Source organism: Bacteroides sp. 214, assembly GCF_010501015.1.
In the GTDB taxonomy this organism is placed as follows: Bacteria; Bacteroidota; Bacteroidia; order Bacteroidales; family Bacteroidaceae; genus Bacteroides.
The window spans coordinates 323,697-350,397 of the sequence record NZ_QVML01000001.1; the positions used below are offsets into that span (position 1 = coordinate 323,697).

Here is a 26,701-nt window from a genome sequence, read left to right on the forward strand (position 1 = left end):
GATGATGAAGTATATAGTAATAGGAGGAGTAGCAGGTGGTGCTACTGCCGCAGCTCGTATTCGCAGAAATGACGAATCGGCTGAAATCATTTTGTTTGAAAAAGGAAAGTACGTATCCTACGCCAACTGCGGACTACCTTATTATATAGGTGGTACGATACCCGAGCGGGAAAGTCTTTTCCTGCAAACGCCCGAATCTTTCGGCGAACGGTTCAATGTAGACGTCCGTGTTCTGAATGAAGTTACGGAGATCGATTGGCAGAAGAAAACAGTAACAGTTCGCCGGCTAAAAGACGGTAGCGAATATGTAGAGAACTACGACAAGCTACTATTGTCTCCGGGAGCCACTCCCGTGCGTCCGCCGCTGCCGGGGATAGATTCCGAAGGGATTTTCACGTTGCGCGACGTAACCGATACGGACCGGATAAAAGCCTATATCACAAGCAACGACATCCGTCGTGCAGTAGTTGTAGGTGCCGGTTTTATTGGGCTGGAAATGGCAGAAAACTTGCATCACGCAGGAGCCGAAGTGTCGATAGTCGAAATGGCCAATCAGGTGATGGCGCCAATTGACTATTCGATGGCCACACAAGTGCATCAACACCTCCTGCAAAAAGGAGTAACGTTGCATCTGGAGCAGAGTGTCGAAAAGTTCTCGAAACGGGGAAAGCAAATCGATGTGCATTTCAAAAGCGGACAAATAGTCGAAGCCGACATGGTTATTCTCTCGATTGGCGTTCGTCCTGCAACAGCATTGGCAAAAGCGGCAGGCCTGAAGATCGGCGAAATGGGCGGCATCTGGGTGGATGAATATTTGCAAACTTCGGCTGCCGACATTTACGCCGTAGGCGATGCAATTGAATTCCCGCACCCGCTGACAGGCAAACCGTGGCTGAATTACCTGGCGAATCCCGCCAATCGTCAAGGACGTGTTGTTGCCGATAATATGGTGCTGGGCAATATCACTAAGTATGAAGGCGCAATAGGTACATCCATTGCGAAAGTATTCGATATGACAGTAGCCTCTACGGGGCTTGCCGCCAAACGCCTGAAGCTACTCGAAATTCCCTATCGCAGTTCGTGGACACATTCGGGCTCGCATGCCGGATATTACCCCGACTCGTTGCCGTTGAGTCTGAAAATCACGTTCGACCCACAAAGCGGCAAACTCTATGGAGCGCAAAGTGTAGGTTACGATGGAGTGGACAAACGCATCGACCAGATAGCCCTGCTCATTAAAAATGGCGGTACGGTTTACGATCTGATAAAGGTTGAACACGCTTATGCCCCACCATTTTCATCGGCAAAAGATCCGATCGCTATTGCGGGGTATGTGGCAAGTAATATCATCAGTGGAGCAATGCCCGTTGTAACCTGGCGCGAAATGCAGGAAGCAGATCCCCGTACAACAATGATACTCGATGTGCGCACAGCCGACGAGTATTCGATGGGAATGATTCCCGGTGCCGTGAATATTCCTCTCGATGAACTTCGTTCCCGCCTGGCCGAGATACCAACCGATAAAGCGGTCTATATTTATTGTGCAGTCGGAGTCAGAGGCTATCTCGCTACGAAAATTCTGATGGCTAATGGCTACACTCAGGTAAAGAACTTATCGGGCGGATACAAAACCTATCAGGCGGCAGTCGCCCCGCTTACACATGCCGGGCCTCGGTCTGTAGACTCAATACATAATACTAATGCCGTAAACCAACAGCCTGTAGAGAGCGAAGTAAAAACAGTAAAAGTAGATGCCTGCGGCTTGCAATGCCCGGGTCCGGTATTGAGATTGAAACAAACAATTGACTCCATGCAGGCAGGCGAACGACTCGAAATGACAGCTACCGATGCCGGATTTTCCCGCGATGCTCAGGCTTGGTGCAACTCTACCGGAAACTCCCTGATCTCTAACACCGAAAACAGGGGGAAATATACGGTTGTGATTGAAAAGGGACAACCAAAAGCGTGTACTGCCGTCTCATCGTGCGATGATAAAAACAAAACACTAATCATGTTCAGCGACGACTTGGACAAAGCCCTGGCTACCTTTGTTCTTGCCAACGGCGCAGCGGCAACGGGCGGAAAAGTATCGATATTCTTCACCTTCTGGGGGCTCAATGTCATTAAGAAAGCAAAGAAAGCGAAGGTGAAAAAAGACTTCTTCGGCAAGATGTTTGGCTTTATGCTGCCCTCGAACTCATTGAAACTAAAGCTGTCGAAAATGAATATGTTCGGTATCGGTAGTCGCATGATGCGTCATATCATGAAACAAAAAGGAGTCGATTCCCTTGAATCGCTACGTCAGCAAGCATTGGATCAGGGCGTTGAGTTTATCGCCTGTCAGATGTCTATGGATGTAATGGGCGTGAAACAGGAGGAGCTGTTGGATGCGGTTACAATCGGCGGTGTTGCTTCTTATATGGAGCGGGCAGATAAAGCGAATGTGAATTTATTCATTTAATCTATTTATTGGTTCAATCGTTGATGGTACGAAAGTATAACCTTCAACGATTGAACCAATTATTCTGTGGAAATTCAAAACAGCTTATAGGTTATCCCAGTAACTCTTTCAAATCATTGTATTTTAATATTTTCCCTTTTCCTGCTTCAAATTCAATGATACCATCATGCACCATTTCGGATATAGCTCTCGAAAGCGAAGGACGTTCTACTCCAAAGTACTCGGCAAGTGACACAATGCTCCGCCCTAGCTCAAATACTCCGTTTCGATCGTGTTGCAGGATATAATAGGCTATCTTAGCTTTAATCCCTTTTTGAGAAAATATTTTCAACCTTTCCGAAAGAAACTGTACCCGGTTGGCTATAAAAGCCATGAATCCTCTTAAAAATTCGGGACACTTCGCCATCTGTTTTTCAATAGACGATTTGCTGATTAGTATAATCTCGCAATCTTCCATTGCGGTAACCTCTACCGGAAAGCGGTTGTTATCCGCAAAAATGAAAGCAGCAGCCAACGGATAGGGAGCAGTAATCTCTTCTACGGAAACAGTAAGTCCTGAATTAGAAATAATTTCCGTTTTCACTTTTCCTTTTGTCAGCATATACAAACTAGTTATACGGTCGCCCTGCGAAGCTATTAATTCGCCTCTTTTGTAGTTCTTTACCGTATGATCTATTGCACATCTTATTTTCTTAATCTCCTCAGAAGGCTTTGTCCGGCATATTGTACAGAAAAACAATAAATCTGCGTTCATAAACTCTATTTTTTGCAAAGTTACACATAATAAATTCTCTATCCGTAACGAATGTTACGATTTCTATTCTTACATCATTGTATGTTTGCAAAACAATAATTGATGAAAGGTTATGAAAAGAACAGTTATAAAAATAAACGAGGAATTGTGCAATGGCTGTGGAATTTGCGTTAATGGCTGCCACGAAGGTGCTTTGCAACTAATTGATGGTAAGGCTCGAATGATTAGCGATTTGTATTGTGACGGCTTGGGGGCTTGCATCGGCGATTGCCCTGTAGGAGCAATAGACTTTGAAGAGCGCGAGGCAGAACCTTACGACGAAATAGCAGTAATGGAACGGCTTGTTCCTAAAGGAGAAAAAACAATCCGAGCCCATCTGCTTCACCTGAAAGAGCATAATGAAACGGAACTTTTAGATCAAGGGCTTCGTTACTTGAGAGAGCGTAATATAACAATTGACATAACAGAGGATAAACAAAGCTCCAATTGTGCAAAATCTTTTGCAGCCTGTCCGGGAAGTAAAGAGAAGTCGTTTGCTCCGGTAAAACCAGCAACTCTAACCGACAATATTCCGTCGCAATTACGCCAATGGCCGGTGCAACTTCATTTACTGAATCCACAAGCTGGATATTTTCAGGGGGCTGATGTCGTATTGGCTGCAGATTGTACGGCTTACGCCTATGGCGGCTTTCATGACCGTTTCTTGCGGAACCGGATATTAGCTATTGCTTGCCCGAAACTCGACAGTAACAAAGATGTTTATGTGTCGAAAATTGCCAATATGATAGATGGAGCACACATAAACACACTGACAGTAGTTATGATGGAAGTTCCCTGTTGCGGAGGATTGCTTCAGTTGGTTAAAATGGCTTTGGAACAAACATTAAACAAAGTCCCTGTTAAAAAGGTTATTATAGGCATAGAAGGAGAAGTTGTAGAAGAAAAATGGATATAAACAATTAAAAGAATTAGAGATGAACATGTTTTGCTTTCAATGTCAGGAAACAGCTATGAATAAAGGCTGTACGATAAAAGGAGTATGCGGAAAAACTTCCGATGTGGCTAACCTGCAGGATTTATTAATATTCCTGTTAAGAGGTATTTCCCGCTATACGGTAGAGATGCGTAAAAGAGGTATTGAGGTATCTGCTCAAACCAATCATTTTGTGATGGAATCGTTATTTATGACTATTACCAATGCCAACTTTGATAAGGAACGCTTTGTGAAGCGTATTCGCGAAGCTATTGCCTTGCGCGATAAACTGGCAACAGAGCTAGGAAATATCACTGCCGATTGCGATTGTATGACCTGGAAGGGAAGTACACTGGAAGAAATGGAAGCAAAAGCTACTACCGTTGGAGTTCTTAGAACGGAAAATGAAGATGTACGTTCGTTGCGCGAGTTGCTGACATACGGGTTGAAAGGAATGGCTGCATACGCCGAACATGCCGTTAATTTAGGTTTCGACGATGATAATATCCATACCTTTATGCAAGAAGCACTGGTTGCTACCACTCAAGACTTGTCTGCCGATGAACTAACGGCTTTGGTGCTTAAATGCGGCGAATACGGAGTAAAAACAATGGCACTGCTCGATAAAGCTAATACTTCGACTTACGGTAATCCGGAGATAACCAAGGTTAGTATTGGTGTGCGCAATAATCCGGCTATTTTAATATCAGGACATGACCTGCGCGATATGCAAGACTTATTGGAACAGACCGAAGGCACAGGCGTAGATGTGTATACGCATAGCGAAATGCTTCCTGCGCATTACTACCCGGCATTTAAGAAATACAAGCACTTCGCAGGCAACTATGGTAGTGCATGGTGGCGTCAGCATGAAGATTTTGAATCATTCAACGGTGTTATTTTGTTTACGACGAACTGTATTGTGCCACCCCGTTCTACCGCAACATATGCCGACCGTGTTTATACAACAGGGGCTGCAGGATTTAGCGGATTCCCACATGTTGAAGACCGCAAGACTGCGCAATCGAAAGATTTTTCGAAATTGATAGAGCATGCCAAACAATGCAAAGCACCCACTGAAATAGAGACAGGAGAAATCATTGGAGGCTTTGCCCACGAACAGGTATTTGCCCTTGCCGATAAGGTTGTTGATGCTGTAAAATCGGGTGCTATCCGTAAGTTCTTCGTGATGGCTGGTTGCGACGGGCGTATGAAGAACCGTAGTTACTATACCGAATTTGCCGAGAAGCTCCCGAAAGATACGGTTATCCTTACCGCAGGTTGTGCCAAATACCGTTACAACAAATTGCCATTAGGCGATATCGGCGGAATACCACGTGTACTAGATGCCGGACAATGTAATGACAGCTACTCGCTTGCACTCATTGCCTTGAAATTAAAGGAAGTATTTGAATTGAATGACGTGAACGAGTTGCCCATAGCTTATAATATTGCATGGTATGAACAGAAAGCGGTAATTGTTCTTCTTGCTTTGTTATCTTTAGGAGTAAAGAATATCCACTTAGGACCTACGCTGCCCGGCTTTCTTTCGCCAAATGTAACTAAGGTGTTGGTCGACAATTTCGGAATTAGTGGAATTACAACAGTTGATGAGGATATGAAAATGTTTTTAGCATAGATTCAAGTGTTTGTGTAATTGAAGGTGAGGGTGTGTCAAAACGAAGAGATTGACACACCCTCTTTCTTTTTTTTATAATTATATCTGCAAGCAGAAGGCTGAAAGCCTGACATATTTTGCCTGGGGTAAAACCCCAGGACAGTGACTACAACAAGCAAAAAGTTCTGAAAGAACGGCACTAAAAAGCCAATAGTGTACCGCTCTTACAGAGCTTGAATTCACGTTGTCGATTCCAAAACCCAGGGCTGCACTCGCTTCGCTCCCTGACCCTAGGCTAAGTATGTCGCGCTGTCAGCGCTTCGACGTTTGATACACCCCCTATAACGAAGCCTGATATTGAGAAAGTTCAGACTTTGTGCAAAAAAAGAGAGTGTGTCGTTTTTGACACACCCTCATCTTTTCGCTAATACGTGTTTACTTTACAACCACCTCAAGTATTGAATCAATATCATCCATTGTTCCACTGAATGTAAAGGTTGTTTTCCCAGTTTTTCTGTTGGTTTTCCAAGTAACTTTGGTATCCGTCATGTCGGCGTTCAACCATTTAACCGATTTAACACCTTTAAGTTCCAACTCCAGCGTAGTTGTTTCGGGATCTAATAGATGGATATAGTAAATGTTTTCTTTGCGAGTAATAGCTCCCCACGTTTGTGGCTTTACAGGTCCTGCCTCTGTCTTGTAAATCGTTTGCCCGTACTCCTTCGTCCATTTACCTATGTTTGCCAAACGTTCTACACATTCGGGCTGTATCTTTCCGTTGGGCATAGGTCCTACGTTTAGTAGTAAGTTTGCACCCACTCCTGCAGTACGAACAAGTAAATGAATCAGTTGTTTGGTCGATTTAAATTTATCATCGGTAATTCGGAATCCCCATGCACCGTTAATGGTTTGGCAAGTTTCGAGAGGTAATCGGGAAACTTCTTGTCCACTGTACCCCGAAGCATTTTCACCCGGCACATCGCGCTCAAATATTTGATAATCTTCGCCTTCAATAGGAGGGAGGTGGTGGTTGTTGGCTATCAGACATTCGGGCTGCAGTGAGCGAATGAGGGCGTAGAGTTCAGGATAGTGCCAATCTACATTTGCAGAGTGATCGGTTCGGTTATCATCTGCGGTTTGATCCCAATGCCCATCAAACCAAATGCCACCAATAGGACCGTAGTTGGTAAGTAATTCGGTAAGTTGTGCTTTCATGAAGTTGATATACGAATCCCAGTTGCTGGACCCGGTTCTTCCGGCATCCTTACCTGTACGACCTGTTTCCCATTGGTAATCGGTGCGCATCCAATCAATGGTTGAGTAATAGAACACCAATTTGATACCTTCTTTATGACACTCTTCGGCAAGTTGCTTGATGAGGTCTTTGCCATAGGGCGTGTTCATAATATTCCAGTCCGACTGTTTGGTGTCCCAGTTGCTAAAACCATCGTGGTGGCGCGAAGTGAAAGTGATGTACTTCATTCCTGCGTTTTTCGCTATGGCTACCCATTCTTTAGCATCGAAAGCTTGCGGATTGAACAAATCTTGCAGACGCTTGTAAGCATGTCCTTTTATGGGCTTTGTCTGCATAATCCACTCCCCATCTCCCAGTACGGCATAAGGGCCAAAATGAACAAATAATCCGAATCGAGCCTCTTCAAACCATTGGGTATTAGGCTTTGGTAGTGATTGTGCATAAGCCGCTATGTTATATAAAGCGGCTACAAAAAGAATGATTGTGAGCTTTTTCATCATAGACTTGTGTTTTTCTTAGGTAAAGATAGGAAATTATATCTTATTAAAACAGTATATTCTAAAACTCGCTAAATATTTGCTAGCGTATATGTATAATAATATAACCACCCAGCAACCTGTTGAAGTCTGATTTATTTATAGACTATTAACTTTTAAATTTCTGTAAAAAAGGTGGCGTTTAGTTTGGCCATATCACGAAAAAGGCAGTGCGAAGAGTTCTATTTTCCGATTCAGCGTTTTAAACTTTTTGTTAACCGCCAAGAGTGGTCGTGTTTAACACGGTGGGTATCGGTGTTTAACACGGCGGGTGTTGGTGCTTAATACGGTGAGTGTCGGTGTTTAACACGGTGGGTAGTAGTGTTAACCGTTTTTAGTCGATTATGCAAAAAAAAGAGAGGCGAAAAACCCATGGGTTCCCGCCTCTATGTATATACTATCTGTATATCTTTGTTATACTAAAGATAACCTTTTTGTGGGACATTTCCAAATCCGAATTAACGTTCTACAACCTATTCTCAGGGGGATTTGTGTAATATTTGTACTTTATGGTTTCTATTATTTTGCTTAAAATAAATTCCACCAACGGGTTGCTTTTCTCTTTGCATTTTGCCTCCTAAGATTTTGTATTCCTCCTTTTTGAATAATTTCTTCCCCTGTTTTTTTGTCCTCAATCAATTTTTCTACTTAAACAACAAAAAAAAACTCCGCTAAGCATGGTGGATTGGCTAATATTGCAAAGTGAAAATCACTTATTGTTAATTAATAATTTAATACCATGAAAAAAAGCTACTTAAGTTTATTCTTGTGCTTACTCGGGTTTGCTGTTGCTACTCAGGCACAAGTGAAAATCGTAGAATGGAACTTTGCGGGTACCTACAATGCTGACGGAAAAGCAGATGCAGCTGGATCGTTCTCTGCAAAAAACGGTAAACGCTTCGATGCGTTATATCCGGATTATTCCGTAAATGAGTCGGGTGTGCTCTCTGCAAAGACTAATACCGGCTATAGTAATGTTGATATGGCCATGTGTCATGAAACGCCTTCTGTTCGTATCTATTACATGGGGCAAAACAACATTACTGACTACACTAATGCCGAGAATCACGACAATTATTTCCAGTATGCTTTCTCAACAAAGGGATATCAAGACATTGCATTAGACTTCTCGTTTGCTTGCAATGGTGATGCTACTACTTACTTTCGCTTGGTGTACTCTACTGATGGTGGAACTACATGGGTTGATGCCGGAAGTTATGCGGAAGAAACAGCTTACCAAGGAGGAGATTGGTGGAACATTACTACTCACAATGTCCCTTTGACCGGATTGAAAAACAAAGAAAATGTTATTGTTCGATTAATTGGTGGCAATGATGCATCTACAGCTAAAGGCTCTGTCAATATGACTCTGTTTAAGGTTACTGGTAAGGAAGGTACTGCTACCGTACAAGAACGTATGCTCTACACCACTAATTTCCAAGATTGGGATGCATTGGGAGCATCTGCAACAGCTACCGATGTAAAAAAGACCACTATACAGGGTGAAACGCTTACTTTTACATTGCTACAAGCTGCGGTTAACCCAAGCGGTTATGATGCACAGAAATTTACAGATCCAGTTAGTACGGTAGGATATATCCAAACACAAAAAACAGGGGGAGATGCAAATTCTACTTACATTTTACTTTCTCCATTGGCTAATGTCACCAAATTGAGCTTTGTACAAGCTGCAACAGGAGGCAAACGCGGACTTATGCTCAAAGTAAAAGGTGATGGCGATGCAGATTGGGTGTACTTACACAACGTTGCTATTGGAAGGGCACAAGGAGAACTTTTGGAGTTTGACGTAAACCGTACAAATGTTCAAATTTGTTTTGAGTCGTTTGAAAGAGCGCAAAACGGCTATTTGTTAGAGCTTAATATTAAAGGTAACGTAGAAATAACCGAAGAACAAGCCAAATTAACAACTTCTGTTTCTCCTAAAGATGCAGGAATTGTAACCGTTTCTCCTCCGGGAAATGAATATAACGTAGGTACCGAACTTACGCTGACTGCTGCCAAAGAGTTTGGTTATAAATTTGTAAAATGGACAGATGCCGAAGGTAATGAATTATCTACCTCTGCTACATATACGTTTGAAATAAAGGAAGATGCAAATGTTATCGCTGTGTTTGAGGCGATAAATACATACTCGCTTACATGGACAGCTACAGGTGGTGCTAACTCTTATTTAGTAGCTGTGTCTCCTAAAGGAAAAGTGGTAGATGGAGTTAACTACTATGAAGAAGGTACAGATGTGAAAGTAACTGCATCCAACAATCGTATTATGAACTTTACCAACTGGGAAGACAATACAACTGCCGTAGAACGAGTTATTACCATGACCGAGAACAAAGCGTTGGTAGCTAACTATAGTGCAGATGAGTTTATCATGGGTTGGGATTTTATGCTCGACCAACCTGGTTCTGATCGTGCAGCAGACTATTATGTAGATTCAGAAAATACAGGTAAGTTCTCACTTCGTAAAGCAGATGGAACAACTAATGGATGGCTGACGAAAGGATTAACCAATGGAATGTACGAAGGACGTTATGGTGTTGTAAACTGGAAACCTTTTGCCGATAAGTACTATTATGAATTGACATTTGCTACTACCGGATTTACCAATGTAGCAGTTGAAGCAGCCATGCTTTATAACTACAATGCTTATGCTGTGCAAAAGGTAGAGTATTCATTGGATGGAGAAACCTTCACTCAGCTTGGCCAATATGATTTTGAGACAGTTAAGACATGGTATGATAAAAGATTTGAGTTACCCGAAGCTGCTTGGGGAAAAGAACGTGTGTATGTGCGCTTTATTCCTGACTACACATCAAATATAGTAGGAACAACATCGGATAATGATGGAACATCTATGACAGATGTCTATATCTTGGGCGAAAGCGCCAATGCTGAAGATAAAGTACCACCGGTTCTTCTTTCTTCTATTCCGGGAGCAGATAATAATAAAGGTATTTCTACTACAGGTTCTATTATTCTTACTTTCGACGAACGTGTAGTAGCCGGAACTGGTAAAGCGATGTTGAATGGCAAAGAACTTGAAGTAAATATCAGCGGTAAGACAGCAATTTTCAAATATATGGGTCTGTCATACAACGAATCGTATACATTTGTATTACCCGAAGGTGCTATTACCGATAGAAACGGCAATGTTTTTGCAGGAACAAGCATTACTTTCCAAACTCTTGAACGCGTACAACCTGCAGCTCGCCTTTACGATGCTGTTGTAGCTGCCGACGGAAGTGGTGACTATACTACCGTAATCGATGCAATTGCTGCTGCTCCAAGCGATAGAGTGTCTCCATGGCTAATCTTCATCAAAGAAGGTACTTATAAAGGACACATTGAGATACCTGCCACTAAACCTTACATCTACCTGATTGGGCAAGATGTGGATAAAGTAATCATAACTGATGATCAGTTGTGTGGAGGCGAAGAAGCCCAAACGGGCAAACCTGCTTTACATGTTAGTCTAGGTGCTACTGTAGTGGTTCAGGCTGCCAATTTCTTCGCTGAAAACATATCATTCGAAAATAGTTGGGGTGTTGAAAAGAATGCAGGTCCGCAAGCATTGGCTTTATATACAAACAATGACCGTGCAATATTGAATAACTGTAAATTACGTAGTTATCAAGATACGTATCTCACATCTACAAAAACAAACAATGACCGTCATTACCTGAAGAATTGCTTCATTGAAGGAGCGGTTGACTTCATTTATGGTGGTGGTGATGTTTACTTTGATGGTTGTGTTATCAATATTGTACGCGAGAGTGGAGGTTATATCGTAGCTCCTTCTCATGGCATAGGTACTAAATGGGGATATGTATTTATGAATAATACCATAACCGCAGCTACCAACCCTGCAGGTGCTACATCGGTATGGTTGGGTCGCCCATGGCAAAATGCTCCGAAGACAGTATTCATCAACACAATAGCCGAAGTTACTATTCCGGCTGCGGGTTGGTACGAAACAATGGGAGCTATACCTGCTATCTTTGCCGACTACAACACCATGGATGCCGATGGTAATCCTGTTGATTTGAGTAATCGCAGAGTAACTTACTATAGAACAGTAGATGGTGAAAAAGTTTACGGAGATGCAAAGAATTCACTTACTGCCGATGAAGCAGCTACATATACCATTCAGAATGTACTTTCGGGTTCGGATGCTTGGTTGCCTCACTTGATGACCGAAGCGATTGCCGCACCTGTTGTAACCAAAGCAGAAGCTACATATACTTGGGAGGCTGTTCCTTATGCAATCTCTTATGTAGTTTCGGTTGACGGCAAAGTGGTAGCTTTCACGAAAGAAACCAGCTACACAGTAACTGATACACGTGCGGAAGCAACAGTAACCGTACAAGCTGTAAATGAATACGGTGGTTTGAGTGCGGCTTCAAGTAGCAATCCGGGTACAGGTATTGATAAAGTAGAAGATAATGCACAAACTGCTATCTCGCATTCTGTGATAGGTGGTGTGCTTTACTTGAAAAACCTTCCCGAAAATGCACGTATAGAAATTTATAACTTCTTAGGACAGAAACGTTTTGATGAGGTTGTAAACGCAGGACAGGCAGCTATTAACTTGCCCGAAAGTGGTATCGTACGCGTTCGCACAGCAAACGGATATGAAACATTCAAAGTGATGAAGTAGTCTAAAGTTTGCTAAAAATATTTTGAGCCTTACTTTCATTTGAAACAAGCCTCGCTTTTATCTAAAGCAAGCTTTGCTTCGGATGAAAGTGAGGCTCACTTTTTATTGTTTTATAAACAATGTTATTGTTGTATAAAAAACAAACTTTGAGAAAAAACAAGAAAGTATCTTTGTATTCAACAAACTGAGATAACGATGAATTTTTATAAAGAAATGAAGATGGCAATTGCTGTTTTGCTATGCTTTCTTCTTGTGTCGTGCATTCAATCCGAAGCTCCGAATAGTGAAGCTGATATTGAAACATGCATAGTTCCCGGAGATATCCTCCTTAGTGATCCTCAAATTAGTAACGATAGGATTGTTTTAAGAATAACACCTGCTGCCGACCCCAGAGAGTTAACCAAATTGGCTGTTGGCTTTACGCTAACTCCGGGTGCCACAATTGACCCACCTAGCGGAACAGCTCGCGATTTTACCAAGCCACAAACCTACAAAGTAACCTCCGAAGACCGGAAATGGGAAAAAACATACACCGTGAGTTGTATGATTGAGAACATGCTTACGGCATACGATTTCGAGCATTATAGAACGATACAAAAAGTAGATACGAAAGGAAATAAAAATGATGCCTATCATGAGTTCTATGAAATTACAGAAAGCGGAGAGGTGCAAAACATTTGGAATAGCGGCAACCCCGGATTTGCAATCATAGCCGGCACTAAAGGTCCCGCCGAATATCCCACCGGCGTCAGCGAAGAAGGTCTGTTGGGCACATGTGCCAAACTGGTAACTTGCGATACCGGATTTCTGGGCACCATGTTCAAATCCCCATTGGCTGCGGGCAATTTGTTTATCGGAAAATTTGAAACAAACGTCACTAACACCTTGAAATCCACTCACTTTGGAGAGCGGTTTGACCATATTCCTGTTGCAGTCAGAGGATACTATAAATATAAATCGGGTGAGGTATTCAAGCAATATAATAAAGAAACCAATAAAAGCACCATTATAAAGGACAAAGCGGATGAACTCGACATCTATGGTATTATGTACGAAACCGACGCAGAAGTTAAATACTTAGACGGCACACACAATTTTGAGCATCCTAACACCGTTTCGATAGCCCGCATAGCTGCCGACGACAAGAAGCAAACCGACGAATGGACTTATTTCTATATCCCATTCGAGCTGTTGCCGGGGAAAGAAATTAATCCGGAAAAATTAGAAGCGGGTAAATACAATGTATCCATTGTTTTCTCGTCCAGTATCGAAGGTGCGTTCTTTAGCGGATCTGTAGGAAGCACCTTATATATTGATGAAGTAGAATTAGTATATGAATAATAATTAAGCTAACGATAAATCACATGAATCTAAAATATACCCTACTTTTTATTGCGGGATTATTTATTTTTTTACCCTTGCAAGCACAAAAAGAAACGACCAAAGGACTTGAATGGGCTGCCGCTCATGGTCTTGAATATAGTGTGAGAGCTGGATTTAATATCGGAGGTACAGCTCCTATACCTCTTCCCGAAGAAATTCGTGCTATTAAAAGGTATAGTCCACAGCTTTCTCTGTCGATAGAAGGTACGGTAACGAAGTGGTTGGATTCAAATTGGGGCATACAAACCGGAATTCGCTTGGAAAGCAAAGCTATGTCTACAAAGGCACGGGTAAAAAATTACAGTATCGAATTGTCTGTAGCCGGAGAAGCTCCTTTACTCGGAAGGTGGACGGGAGATGTTAAGACCGATGTAAACAACACCTATTTAACCATTCCTTTGCTGGCTAAATATAAACTCAACTCTTGCTGGGACCTGCACGGAGGGGTGTTCTTCTCTTATCTGCTGGATGGAGATTTCTCGGGAAATGTCTATGATGGCTATTTGCGCGATGGCGACCCTACCGGTACCAAAGTAGAGTTTACCGGCAATGATACCGCCACTTATGAGTTCTCGGATGATTTAAGAAAAATTCAATGGGGAGCACAGATTGGTGCAGATTGGAAAGCTTTCAAGCACTTAACAGTTAATGCTAATCTCACATGGGGATTCATGGATATTTTTAAAAGTAACTTCAAGACAATTACTTTCTCTATGTATCCAATCTATTTGAATGTGGGGTTTGGGTATGTGTTTTAAGTTTAATCAGGTTTATATTCCCATCCGTAGTCATTGTGGTAAATCATTAATTTGTTCATACCGCCGTCAATTGTGATATTCTCACCATTGATGAAAGAGTTTCGCTCATCGCATAAGAAAACGACTGCACGCGCTATATCATCAGGAGTACCTACCCGTTGGGAAGGGTGTTGCAAGTAATCACTTTTGCTTGAAGGCAGAAAGGCCGGTTCCTGATGAGTGCCTGTTTCTATCCATCCCGGTGCAATGGAATTTACACGTGCAATTCCGGACAGACTAACGGCAAGTGCATGAGTCAAAGCTGTGATTCCGCCTTTGGCAGCCGTATAACTTTCAGTATTAGCTTGAGACTGAAACGCCCGTGTGGAAGAGATGTTTACGATAGAACCCAGACCTACAAAATGATCTTTGAATAGCTTTGCCAACATAAAAGGAGCAGCTACACCTACCTGTTGGACGTAAAGAAAATCTTCATATTCGCAACCATTCAGCACACCTCCATGCATCAGGCAAGCATTATTGATAATACAATGAATACCTTCGGGATGGTCAGAAAGGACTTTTTTCGCAAAGTTTAATAGCGTCTGTTTATCGGCTATATCTCCGATATAACCAATGACGTTCCATCCTTTGTGTTGCATCTCATTGACAACTTCGGTGGTTTGCTTGGCTTCTTTATCCAAGATATATACAGTGTCACCTTCTGATGCGAAGTGATCCGTTATACAACGACCAATGCCGTTGGCACCGCCGGTTACTATGATTACTCTCTTCATGATTGTTATCTCTATTTTCTTATGCATTACAAGTAACAAAAAAAGAGGAACCATTTGGTTCCTCTTTTCTGTGATCCAGCTGGGGCTCGAACCCAGGACCCCAACATTAAAAGTGTTGTGCTCTACCTGCTGAGCTACTGAATCAATCCTTTTCTGCTGTTAAGCGGGTGCAAAGGTATTACTATTTATTATATATCCAAAATTATTCGTAGGTTTTCACTATATTTGCTGCGCAATGAATAATCATATAACATAATATAAAGCGTATGTCTGACGACAAAAAAATTATCTTTTCAATGGTTGGTGTGAGCAAAGCTTTCCAACCTAATAAATTTGTACTGAAGAACATTTATCTGTCGTTCTTCTATGGTGCCAAGATAGGTATCATTGGTCTCAATGGGTCGGGTAAGTCTACTCTAATGAAGATTATTGCCGGACTAGAGAAGTCATACCAAGGTGAAGTTGTGTTCTCACCGGGGTACACAGTAGGTTACTTGGAACAAGAGCCGAAACTGGATGAAACCAAAACTGTAAAAGAAGTAGTTATGGAGGGTGTGCAATCAATTGTTGATACACTTGCCGAATATGAAGCTATTAATCTTAAATTTGGCGAACCCGAGTACTATGAAGATCCTGATAAAATGGATCAACTTTTTGCCCGACAAGCCGAACTACAAGATATTATCGATGCAACTGATGCATGGAATCTCGATAGTAAACTGGAACGTGCTATGGACGCGCTCCGTTGTCCGCCTGAAGACCAACCCATCAAACATCTTTCAGGTGGTGAACGTCGTCGTGTGGCATTGTGTCGCTTATTGCTTCAAAAACCAGACGTATTATTGCTTGATGAGCCTACCAACCACCTCGACGCAGAATCTATAGACTGGTTGGAACAACACCTACAACAATACGAAGGTACAGTAATTGCCGTAACTCACGACCGCTACTTCCTTGATCATGTAGCTGGGTGGATTCTTGAACTCGACCGTGGTGAAGGTATTCCATGGAAAGGAAACTATACTTCGTGGTTGGAGCAAAAGACCAAGCGCATGGAGATGGAGGAAAAAACCGTTAGCAAGCGACGCAAAACCTTAGAACGTGAGTTGGAATGGGTGCGTATGGCTCCTAAAGCTCGTCAAGCCAAAGGTAAAGCTCGTTTGAACTCTTATGATAAGCTGCTCAATGAGGATGTAAAAGCAAAAGAAGAAAAACTGGAAATCTTTATCCCTAATGGTCCTCGTCTTGGCAATAAAGTGATTGAAGCTATTGATGTAGCAAAAGCTTATGGCGAAAAACTACTCTTTGACCACCTCAACTTTATGCTGCCGCCCAATGGTATTGTAGGGGTTATCGGCCCTAATGGTGCTGGTAAAACTACTCTCTTCAGACTTATTATGGGACTCGAAAAGGTGGATAAGGGTACGTTCGAGGTAGGAGAGACGGTGAAAATAGCTTATGTGGATCAACAACATAGTGATATTGACCCAGCTAAAAGTGTTTATCAGGTTATCTCTGGTGGCAATGAATTAATTCGTATGGGTGGACGTGACATTAATGCGCGTGCGTATTTATCGCGTTTTAACTTTTCGGGTGGCGATCAGGAAAAACTTTGCGGTGTACTCTCTGGTGGTGAACGTAATCGTCTTCACTTGGCTATGGCACTGAAAGAAGAAGGTAACGTACTCTTACTCGACGAACCTACCAATGACATTGACGTGAATACCCTTCGTGCGCTTGAAGAAGGTTTGGAAGAATTTGCCGGATGTGCTGTGGTTATTTCACACGACCGTTGGTTTCTCGATCGTATCTGTACACATATCCTTGCTTTTGAAGGCGACTCCAATGTATTCTATTTTGAAGGTTCATATTCTGAATATGAAGAAAACAAGCTGAAAAGATTAGGTGACGAAGAACCAAAACGAGTAAGATATCGTAAGTTGATGGAGGATTAAAAACTTCTATATATAACGAAGAGGGTGTGATTTACTTTGAAGTCACACCCTCTTTCTTTTTATACAAATGAATTTATTCTGCTATTGTCAGTTCTTCAATAATGTGTCCTGCTCCTGCAAACTTATCAATAATAAACAGGATGTAGCGTATGTCTACACATACAGCACGCTGTGAGGATGGACGGAAAGCAATGTCTCCTGTAAGTCCTTCGTAGTTGCGATCGAACCCACACCCAATGAGTTGCCCTTTGCCATTTATTACGGGACTACCAGAGTTACCTCCGGTATTGTCGCTATCGATAATAAAGTTCACAGGCATTTCGCCGGTAGGCAAAGCATAGCGACCAAAATCTTTGGCCAGATAAAGCTCCTTGAGTTTGGCGGGCACAATAAATTCAAAATTATCGGGGTCTTCTTTTTCCATAACGCCTTGCAAAGTTGTATAGTAATCAAATACTACACCATCGGCAGGTTCGTAAGGTGACACCTTGCCGTAAGTAAGGCGTAAGGTAGAGTTTGCGTCGGGATAAATAGGCTGTCCGGCAGCTTCTCTCATATCCATCATACCACGTACCCATACTTTGTGAGCGGTGTTGTAGTTGGCGTTTGCCTCTTGCAGGTCTTTTGCGATGCGTATCTGACCATCAACAATGGAGTAAGATAATAATACAAGCCAGTCTTGTTCAATTCGTTTCACGGTAGGGCGTTTGATGAACTTATCGAAATTGCTACGAGAGCCAAAAATCGACTGACTGAAACAAGCATCTACAAAAGCATCTGTACTACTATTAAAACGAGTTTCAATGGCTTGGTAGATACCAATGCGATTACGCGGAGAAATATATTCGGCATACTTACTCATCATCGTTTTCATTACCTTCTTGGCTACTTCGGGGTAGGCAAGGGTGTTGAAATAGGCATCGGCTGCCTTTATGAGTTTTTCTTTTTCCTCTTCTATGGTTCCATCTTTTTTCAATGCGTTGACCAAATTACGGGTAGCAGGGATGTGTAGTCCGATACCGGTTATCAGAGCTTCGGCAATGGCTTGTTGATGATAAACATCATCTTTGCGCTGTGCAACAATAGCACGTATCTGATCGAAAGCCTGCTGATAAGAGTCGTCGCCTTTAGCTTTGCCCCAAGCTAATAGCTCTTCTTGTTGTTTTCTCTTGGTGTCGAGCACTTTTAACTTGATCAGACCTTCGTTCATACCGATAGCATTCTTCCAGTAATTGGCAGAAGAGGCGTAGATGCTTGCGTAGTGAATACGCACCGCCGGATCTTTAAGCATCTCTTCCATAAGTACTTGCTGGCGTGCTTCGCGAATGTTTTGGCGCATGAAATTGGTAGTTTGCATACGTTCTTCTACTTCGTCGGAAATCATGTAGCGCCAATTTCGTCCGGGAAATCCCATAACAAAGGCAAAATCTTTCTCTCGTATGCCACCCATACTGATAGTAAGATGCTTCTTTACTTGGAGCGGAGTGTTGTTAGGAGTGTAGTCGGCTGGTTCTCCTTGTGCATCGGCATAGATACGAAAAAGAGAAAAATCGCCTGTATGACGAGGCCACATCCAGTTGTCTGTGTCTGCACCAAACTTACCAATGGAAGAAGGCGGCGCGCCAACCATGCGAATGTCGCTGTACTCTTTCTTTATAAAGAGGTAGTACTTGTTACCACCGTAGAAAGGTTTCAGCTCGAGCAGGGTGCCTTTATTCATGGCGATATTTTCATCTTTAGCAAACTTTTCGGCAACGGTAGCAAGGTAGCTGGGAGAGAGGTAGTTCATACCATCCGTATCTGTATCGTTGTCGTTAGCAAGTTGTTTGGTTACATAGTCGGTTACCTCCAAAATTTGTTCGATAAAGGTAACGGTAAGTCCTACGCAAGGAAGTTCTTGCGAGCGATCCATTGCCCAAAAGCCATTGGTGAGGTAATCATTCTCTACTGAGCTGAGCTTTTGGATAGCTCCATACCCGCAGTGATGATTAGTCATAACAAGACCTTGGGCAGAGATAACTTCTCCGGTACATCCACGACCAAAGTGCACAATGGCATCCTTAATAGATAAGCCATCGGGGTTGTATATGTTTTCGATAGGGATTTGTAGTCCCAATTCCATCATAGCTACCTCATTCTGCTTTTTAAGGTCGGGGAGCATCCACATGCCTTCGTCGGCAAACAATGGTGTCGCCAAGAGCAGGGCGGATAGGAGCAGGGCGATTTTGTTTTTAACCATGGCAGTTATTCTACTATTGTCATTTCATTAATTAAACGTTCGCAGTTGCCTATTTTTTCGATTACAAAGAGTACGTAACGAATATCGAGGTTAATGCAGCGTTGCATTTTGTTGTCAAAGTTTATATCGCCACTAAGTGATTCCCAGTTACCATCGAAAGCACAACCGATAAGTTCGCCTTTAGCATTAAGTACAGGGCTACCTGAGTTACCACCGGTAATATCATTATTGGTAAGGAAACATACGGGCATTTCGCCATTGGGCAGAGCGTAGCGACCATAGTCGGCATTCTCAATCAGCTCTTTCAACTTAGCCGGCACCACGAATTCAGTGCTGTTGGGGTTTTCTTTTTCGAGAATACCTTTGGTGGTTGTGTAAAAATTGTAGTGCACACCATCTTTTGGACTATACGATTTTACATTACCATAAGTAAGGCGCATGGTAAAATTAGCATCGGGATAGGCAGGTGCTGGTGCGTTCATTTCGGCTAATCCGCGGATGTAAGTTTTTCGTAATAACTGAAGCTCTTTGGCCGGAGCTGAACTAGCATCGCTTAATGCTTTAGCTTTTTCTACAACCGAGTTGCGGTACATAACCAGCAAGTCTTTGTCTATGGCAGCATCAGTAGGTTTCTTTATAAAAGCATTGAAGTTACTTTCGTTGGCAAGGATAGACTTATTATATACATCGTCTACAAACTTGTCGTAATTGCCTTTATAGTTCTTTTGGATAAATGCATAGAAATCGGGAAGATTTTCGGCAGAAACAAGTTGGGCATACAAAGGAATCAGCGCTTTAGCAACTTTGCGATCCACTTCGTGGTCGTAATCTTTGTTGTGACGACGCTCGTATTCTTGCTTCATCACGTTTTGCAATGAGTCGGCAAGTTGTTTGTTTTTCTCTTTTGTAGCTTTTACGTAGGCTCTGAAAGGCTTTTCGTCCATACGGAACTCAATAGCCGCACCGAAAGTTTCGCTTAGGCAGGTAAGTTCGAATTCGTTTTGCTTTCTATTATTAATAATATGATCAATCTTACCAATAACCTCTATGTAGTCCTTGTTGCCTTGTGTTTTGGCAAAGGTAGCAAATGCTTCTTGTTGCTTAGCTTTAGTGCCCAGAACATCATTGTCGATGATGGCTTTGTTCATGCCGATAGAGTTCTTCCAGTAGTTGGAAGAGCCGGCAAATTTGCTGGAGTATTGAATACGAACTTTGTCGCTTGCTTCCATTTCCTGTCTGAGCACGCGTAGTCTTTCTTCGCGCACTTGGATGCGTGGGGCGTTGATAGCTTCCATGCGTTCCTGTACTTCGGATACGGTAAGGTAACGACTGGTGCTGCCCGGAAATCCGAGAATCATAGCATAGTCTTCTTCTTCCAAACCTTTGATAGAGATGGTGAGGTGTTTTTGGGTTTTCAAAGGTATATTGCTTTCGTTATAGTCGGCTGGTTCTCCATTCGCATCGGCATAGATACGGAAAATGGAGAAATCTCCTGTGTGGCGTGGCCACATCCAGTTGTCTGTTTCGCCACCGAATTTACCGATAGACGATGGAGGAGCAGCTACCATACGTACGTCGCTATATACTTTGCGATAGAACATATAGAATTTATTTCCGGCATAGAACGGAAGAACTTGTGGACTTATACCTTTTTTGTCTTTAAGATCGCTCTTCTCGAACAGTTCTGTAGCAATATTGCGTAAGAACTGGTAGGTAAATGATTCTGATTCGGTAATTTCTCCGGCTGTAATTTTAGCGTTTACCACATCGGTAATATCTTCAATACGTTCAATGAACGTAAAGTGCAGGTTGGGAGTAGGCAGCTCTTCCTCTTTGGAATGTGCCCAGAAACCGTTTGTAAGGTAATCGTGCTCTACCGAACTGTGCTGTTGGATAGCTCCGTATCCGCAATGGTGATTGGTAAGGATTAGACCTTCGGGTGAGATGATTTCGCCTGTACAGCCGCCACCGAATATGCCGACAGCATCTTTGAGGGCTACGCCATTCGGGTTATAGATGTCTATTGCATCAAGTTTTAACCCTTGTTTTTTCATCATTTCAATAGAATGTTGCTCTTGCATAAGTTGCAGTAACCACATACCTTCATCGGCGCGAGCCGAAGTAACAACCAGCAAAAGCAATGCCGGCAATAAAAATTTAAGCTGTTTCATTATCAATTAGATGTTAGTTTTAATAAGCAATAGCATTTTTGGACGCTTTGTAAGTTCAAAAGTAGTAAAAAATAGTATGTAATCTACCAAAATGATTATTAATAATTGCCTAGTTCCTAAATTAAACAAAAGAAAGGCGTATATAGAACACTTTAGTTAGAATCTTGAAAATGTATGTAGAAAACCACCTCTAAGTTTTAAATATCAATAAAAAGTTTCTGATATATCCATTAACCTTGTATTTTTGTCTTACTAACTAATTAGAAAGTTATTAATGATAAAGTTTTTCCCGTTTTTGCTCTTATTACCTCTGCTTATTGCTTGTGAGAGCAAATATAAGATTGACGGCTCAACATCCTTTTCGGGGTTTGATGGTAAATATGTTTATCTTAAATGCCTGCAGAATGGCGACTGGGTAACAGTAGACTCGACAGAAGTTATCCATGGGCTTTTCTCTATGTGTGGTGTGGTTGATTCTGTACAGATGACCACTTTGTTCATTGGCGAAGAAAGTATTATGCCTATGGTACTTGAACAAGGTAATATAACTATTAATATGTCCTTCCCACAATTTTCGGCAAGAGGAACTTTATTAAACGACGCACTGTATGATTTTGTGGAAAATCGTCGCGAATTGGATATCCAAGTAGAAGAATTGTCGCGCAAGGCAGCACGAATGGTTTTGGATGGTGTAGACCTAAGCGTTGCCGAATCTCAAGTTGCTGCCGAATCCGAGAAACTAAAAAAAGATATCGAACAATACGTAAATACATTTATTACCGATAACTACGAGAATGTACTGGGACCCAATGTGTTTATAATGTTATGCAATACTTTACCTTATCCGGTGCTTACTCCGCAGATTGAAGATATTATTCGAACTGCTCCTTCCGTATTCAAAGAACATGTCTTGGTTCAGGAGTTCCTTACAGCCGCAAAAGCCAATATGGAACGTATAAAGGAACAACAACGTATGGTTGAACAGGAATAATCCATAGGTTGACGAGCCTTCAGCCTATGGACGACGGGCCTTTAGCCTATGGACGACGAGCCAAATGCTTATGGCAAATGAGTCAAATGCTTATGGCAAACAAGATAAATACTATAAGCATTTGAAATAAGAGCTTTAGGCTGTGTAATTTCTGACTGATTTTTGCTTCACTTCTCACTGCTTTTCGAACCATTTCTCACTGGTTTCTTACTACAAAAACAGTCAGAAAATTAGTTGTGAAGACCCTGTGAAGGATAAAAGAGGAGGTCTTCACAGACAACTCATTCACTGTCATTTACTTACAGCGTTTTGTGAATGTGAAGACCTATTTCGTTAAACTACACTTGGAGGGCTGTGGGCAAGGTAGTTGCCTGAATGTTGTCTCTTAGAAAACCTTGAAACTTTTGGTTTTTCCTCCGTGGGTAACACGAACAATCACCGGTTGGGTAACCGAAATTGTTATACTATTGTAAGGTACCAGTTGCTTGTTGAGCAAACCACCTGTAAGCGTGTACACCTCTATCATACTGTTCTCTTTCAAACCATTGAGCACTACACTTTCTCCTGATTTGTAGAAGGAAACGTTGTTTTGTTTGTTCTCTATTACAGATGAAATAATTCCCGAACCGTATAAACCGAAATCATTTGCCGAAACAGAGTTGGGTATATCGTCGTAGCAGGCTTTCATTAGATTGTCAACTAAGCTGTTGGCATAAAGCTCAATATACATATAACCGGTAGTTTCTTCGATAGAAGTAGCTGTTTTTCCGGCAGGAAGATAGAGCTCTGCCCACGCATCGGGTATACCGTCGTTATTGCTGTCGGTAGGTTTGCTGGTGGAGTTGTAAGCAATGTACCCTTCTACGTCGGTTTGTGTGTCTATTAAACCGTTTTTTGCACCGTTTGAACCTGTGTAAGTGTATGTACCGGTACGTGTTTCATTGATAATACGCTGGTCAATGGCATCTCTAACATAGCTTGCTCCACCATATAGCATTACTTTTTCGTAAGCTTGTGCGGCTGTATGTGTGGTTACAGAAGCCATTGTAAACTCGGTGGTCGATTTAATGTTGTTGATGTCTCCATCGGGTAGTGCGGCATTCCCTGTGTTTGGATGTATACCATGCCAGTTGTCGTTATTTGCAGTAACTATATTGTCCTTTGCTTTGATCGAAATTGCTGAGCAGCTATTGTCGAAATAATTACCTGTTACATAGAATTTACCCCATACTCCTTTGGGGTTTGTGTTCTTTCCATCATCGGCATTGGGTTGGAATATGCGATAACATAGTTGGTCTTTTGCAGCAGTAGAGTGACCTGGTTTGAAGTAGTTGTTTACATAATTATAACTTCCACCTTCACCTGCATAACCACCATTGCCCGGTCCCCAATTGTAAAATACATTATTGCGCAAGTCTACAATTTCATCGTTAGGACGTGCAGTATATCTACTACCGCAAAGTCTTGGTGTGCGGCTACTGTGGTGTGCTAATAAATTATGGTGAAAACTGGCACCTTCGCCACCCCATATTCCTCCGTATCCATGAGCCCCTTTGCCATGAACAGAGTTGGTTAAACTCTCACTTAAAATGCACCATTGCAAAGTGAAATTTTTATTGCCATAGAATGAAGCACACTCGTCGGTACACCAACTCATCGTACAATGGTCGATAATGACGTTTTTACGATTTCTTCCCCACATGGCATCATTTTCTGTTTTATGTTCATCACCCATGCGGCAACGAATAAAACGGATAATTATATTATCACCATCTACTTGTAATGTGTGGTTTTTGAGGCAGATACCATCTCCGGGAGCTGTATGTCCGGCAATGGTTAGGTTGCTTCTTTGTATTCTTAAAGTAGATTGTAACTCTATTGTACCCGATACGTCAAATACAATAAAGCGATTGTTTTGACTAACAGCGTCACGCAAAGAGCCCGATCCACTATCATTCAGGTTGGTAACACGATAAACGGTAGCATTATTAATACGTCCGCCGGTAACAGCATATCTGGCATAGCCTTCGGCACCGGGGAATGCTGGTGTAGTTTGTGCTTGTGCATTACCTGCCAGTAGAATTAGCAATAAGGTAAAAAGGGAAAATGTAAAGTGTTTGTTCATTGTAATCAGATTAAATTGAGTTGTTTGTATTATTGAGAACAACAAAAGTATGGCTTAGCGACGATTTCAAGGAGTAGATTTTAGTTAATTAAGGTGGAAGTTTTGTTCTGTAGAAGAGTGTTTATAGAAATCTTGCGTATCTTCGCACCTATTATTAATACACAACGTGAAAAAACATACTTTATTAACCACATGGGCTGCTATCTTCTTTTGCGGAATACTTTTTCCGCTGAATGTTATTGCGCAGATTTCAGATAATCTCTACCAATCGGACTATACAATAGACCCCGCCAACAAAGGTTCTTTACAACTGAGCATTGATAATATAACCTTTTTAAAGAACAATGAATACAAAGGCGAGTTTATTAAGGGATATACACTACCCGGCTTTTGGCTTCGTCCTACTGTTATATTTTATCCATTGGAGAGCATTAAGTTGGAACTTGGTGCTCAGGCCTTACGCTTTTGGGGAGCAGAAAAATATCCCACCTTCGCATATGCTGATATTGCTACATGGAAAGGTAGTCATTTTCAACGCGGATTTCACTTATTACCTTACTTTAGAGCGCAGTTTCAGCTGAATAGCAAGCTGCAAATCGTAGCAGGAAACCTTTACGATGGAGCCAATCATAGATTAATAGAACCATTTTATAATCCCGAAATGTCTCTTGTTGCCGATCCAGAATCTGGTGTACAACTTATATATAGCTCCAAACGCTTTGATATGGACACATGGATAAACTGGGATAGCTTTATTTTTGATAAAGAAGACCATCCCGAAGCTTTTACTGTGGGTATTTCTTCGCGACTGAAGTATAATAAAAAAGAATCAGCGGTTCACTTTTATTCACCTATACAGTTGTTGGGGCAACATAGGGGGGGCGAAATAGATGTGGATAATGGTGCCCCGGTACAAATGATATTTAATGGAGCAGCAGGACTTTCGGTGTTATGGAATATAAACGGTAGTAAGTTAAAACATATAGAAACCGGATTTACAGGAGCAGTCTTCTATAAACAAAAAGGCAATTTAGTCCCTTTTGAAAAAGGGTATGCTAACTATGCTTATGTACAGGCGGATGTTGATCACCTTAGATTGAAAGGTGCTTTTTGGACGAGCAAAGATTTTGCCTCAATACTTGGTAATCCTATGTTTGGCACTGTTTCTACTACGCAAGAGAATTCCTGTTTTAGTCAGACTAAAGTAGCTACGCTACATGCCGAATACTCTCGAAAGTTTGCAAAAGGATATGCATTCGGTGTGGATTTTGATGGATTTTATCATTTTCCGGTAGATATGACTACTGCTGAAGGAGTGATTGCTCAAAAATCCAGCTTTAGCTTTTCATTCGGTGTGTACTTCCGAATCAATCCGGTATTTTTATTGAAGAAATTTTAGAAAACAAACGATTATGATTGAAGTTGCTGATGCCGCGCTGCAAAAAGCCGCACAAAAGGGAATGGACGAATTTATAAAAGTGTTCATTGATGCCTATCAAGAGGCACTTGGTGGAGATCCCAGTGCTGAGAATATGCATCTTCTTACGGGCGAACAACATTCCTTGCTCTCTTATTACATATTAAGACAAGAACTGATGGATGGTGGGTTTTGTCAGCTTATACAGAATGGTTATGGTGGTTATATTTTCGATAATCCTTTTGCTAAAGCTATGCGTTTGTGGGGAGCAAAAGAGTTCTCCAAACTAATTTACAGTGCGAAAGAGATTTTTGATGCGAATCGTCAGGATCTTGAAAGAGAGCGTACAGACGATGAGTTTATGGCTATGTATGAACAATACGAAGCCTTTGATGATCTGGAAGAAACCTTCATGGAAACAGAGGAACTGATAACCACCATTATTGCCTCGTATGTTGATGAAAACATAAATTTGTTTGCCAACGTGAAAAAATAAAATTAAAAGATGCAGTATTTTTACTCCCTTTGTATTTATTCTTATAAAAATAATAAAATAAGGAGGGATTAACGTGTGCATCTCTTCTTGTTTATCTATATTTGCACACTCAAAA

At 41.8% G+C, this 26,701-nt stretch carries 16 protein-coding genes and 1 tRNA gene; 10 read left to right on the plus strand and 7 right to left on the minus strand.

Going from position 1 to position 26,701, the window contains the following annotated elements:
- Positions 1-4: 4 nt before the first annotated feature.
- Positions 5-2,461: an FAD-dependent oxidoreductase gene (locus D0T50_RS01125; RefSeq protein ID WP_163221311.1), complete on the plus strand. Its 2,457-nt coding sequence runs from the start codon at positions 5-7 to the stop codon at positions 2,459-2,461.
- Positions 2,462-2,552: 91 nt separating this feature from the next.
- Here D0T50_RS01125 and D0T50_RS01130 read toward each other — a convergent pair whose 3' ends face one another.
- Entirely contained in the window at positions 2,553-3,215 is a 663-nt protein-coding gene (locus D0T50_RS01130; RefSeq protein WP_163221103.1) for a Crp/Fnr family transcriptional regulator, read from the minus strand.
- Positions 3,216-3,327: 112 nt separating this feature from the next.
- Between D0T50_RS01130 and D0T50_RS01135 the strand changes: the two genes are divergently transcribed.
- Both D0T50_RS01135 and hcp read left to right on the plus strand, forming a co-directional pair.
- Positions 3,328-4,170: an ATP-binding protein gene (locus D0T50_RS01135; protein WP_163221105.1), complete on the plus strand. Its 843-nt coding sequence runs from the start codon at positions 3,328-3,330 to the stop codon at positions 4,168-4,170.
- A 25-nt stretch (positions 4,171-4,195) separates the two neighbouring features.
- Complete coding sequence (gene hcp / locus D0T50_RS01140) at positions 4,196-5,827, plus strand: hydroxylamine reductase (RefSeq protein ID WP_203558162.1); 1,632 nt, start codon at positions 4,196-4,198, stop codon at positions 5,825-5,827.
- 414 nt (positions 5,828-6,241) lie between these two features.
- On the opposite strand, the gene D0T50_RS01145 is transcribed toward hcp, so the two are convergent.
- Positions 6,242-7,558, minus strand: a complete 1,317-nt coding sequence (locus tag D0T50_RS01145) for an alpha-L-fucosidase (protein WP_163221313.1) — start codon at positions 7,556-7,558, stop codon at positions 6,242-6,244.
- 778 nt (positions 7,559-8,336) lie between these two features.
- Here D0T50_RS01145 and D0T50_RS01150 point away from each other — a divergent pair.
- The 3 genes from D0T50_RS01150 (at position 8,337) to D0T50_RS01160 (ending at position 14,416) form a co-directional block, all read left to right on the plus strand.
- Positions 8,337-12,275, plus strand: a complete 3,939-nt coding sequence (locus D0T50_RS01150) for a pectinesterase family protein (protein ID WP_163221108.1) — start codon at positions 8,337-8,339, stop codon at positions 12,273-12,275.
- A 195-nt stretch (positions 12,276-12,470) separates the two neighbouring features.
- The gene (locus D0T50_RS01155; protein ID WP_239058176.1) at positions 12,471-13,616 is read left to right on the plus strand and encodes a PCMD domain-containing protein; all 1,146 of its coding nucleotides are present in this window, start codon (positions 12,471-12,473) and stop codon (positions 13,614-13,616) included.
- A gap of 23 nt (positions 13,617-13,639) precedes the next feature.
- Positions 13,640-14,416 (plus strand): porin family protein, encoded by a 777-nt coding sequence (locus D0T50_RS01160; protein WP_163221110.1) that lies wholly within the window; start codon positions 13,640-13,642, stop codon positions 14,414-14,416.
- A 2-nt stretch (positions 14,417-14,418) separates the two neighbouring features.
- Here the strand turns inward: D0T50_RS01160 and D0T50_RS01165 are convergent, their stop codons facing one another.
- Together D0T50_RS01165 and D0T50_RS01170 are read right to left on the minus strand one after the other, a co-directional pair.
- Positions 14,419-15,192, minus strand: coding sequence for an SDR family oxidoreductase (locus tag D0T50_RS01165; protein ID WP_163221111.1), 774 nt, complete (start codon positions 15,190-15,192; stop codon positions 14,419-14,421).
- A gap of 71 nt (positions 15,193-15,263) precedes the next feature.
- Positions 15,264-15,336, minus strand: a tRNA-Lys gene (locus D0T50_RS01170).
- Between the two features lie 122 nt (positions 15,337-15,458).
- Between D0T50_RS01170 and ettA the strand changes: the two genes are divergently transcribed.
- Positions 15,459-17,147 carry an energy-dependent translational throttle protein EttA gene (ettA, locus tag D0T50_RS01175; RefSeq protein WP_163221113.1) on the plus strand — a complete coding sequence of 563 codons (1,689 nt, stop codon included), beginning with the start codon at positions 15,459-15,461 and terminating at the stop codon, positions 17,145-17,147.
- Between the two features lie 73 nt (positions 17,148-17,220).
- Here the strand turns inward: ettA and D0T50_RS01180 are convergent, their stop codons facing one another.
- Both D0T50_RS01180 and D0T50_RS01185 read right to left on the minus strand, forming a co-directional pair.
- Complete coding sequence (locus D0T50_RS01180; RefSeq protein WP_163221115.1) at positions 17,221-19,386, minus strand: S46 family peptidase; 2,166 nt, start codon at positions 19,384-19,386, stop codon at positions 17,221-17,223.
- Positions 19,387-19,391: 5 nt separating this feature from the next.
- Positions 19,392-21,557, minus strand: a complete 2,166-nt coding sequence (locus D0T50_RS01185; protein WP_163221117.1) for a S46 family peptidase — start codon at positions 21,555-21,557, stop codon at positions 19,392-19,394.
- Between the two features lie 274 nt (positions 21,558-21,831).
- Between D0T50_RS01185 and D0T50_RS01190 the strand changes: the two genes are divergently transcribed.
- Positions 21,832-22,548, plus strand: a complete 717-nt coding sequence (locus D0T50_RS01190) for a DUF4369 domain-containing protein (protein WP_163221118.1) — start codon at positions 21,832-21,834, stop codon at positions 22,546-22,548.
- Between the two features lie 385 nt (positions 22,549-22,933).
- Here the strand turns inward: D0T50_RS01190 and D0T50_RS01195 are convergent, their stop codons facing one another.
- A complete protein-coding gene (locus D0T50_RS01195; RefSeq protein WP_163221120.1) occupies positions 22,934-24,673 on the minus strand; it encodes a polysaccharide lyase family 1 protein in 1,740 nt (579 codons plus the stop codon).
- Positions 24,674-24,839: 166 nt separating this feature from the next.
- On the opposite strand from D0T50_RS01195, the gene D0T50_RS01200 reads away from it, so the two are divergent.
- Together D0T50_RS01200 and D0T50_RS01205 are read left to right on the plus strand one after the other, a co-directional pair.
- Positions 24,840-26,072 (plus strand): hypothetical protein, encoded by a 1,233-nt coding sequence (locus D0T50_RS01200; protein ID WP_163221122.1) that lies wholly within the window; start codon positions 24,840-24,842, stop codon positions 26,070-26,072.
- Positions 26,073-26,085: 13 nt separating this feature from the next.
- Positions 26,086-26,586, plus strand: coding sequence for a DMP19 family protein (locus D0T50_RS01205; protein ID WP_163221124.1), 501 nt, complete (start codon positions 26,086-26,088; stop codon positions 26,584-26,586).
- Positions 26,587-26,701: the final 115 nt, after the last annotated feature.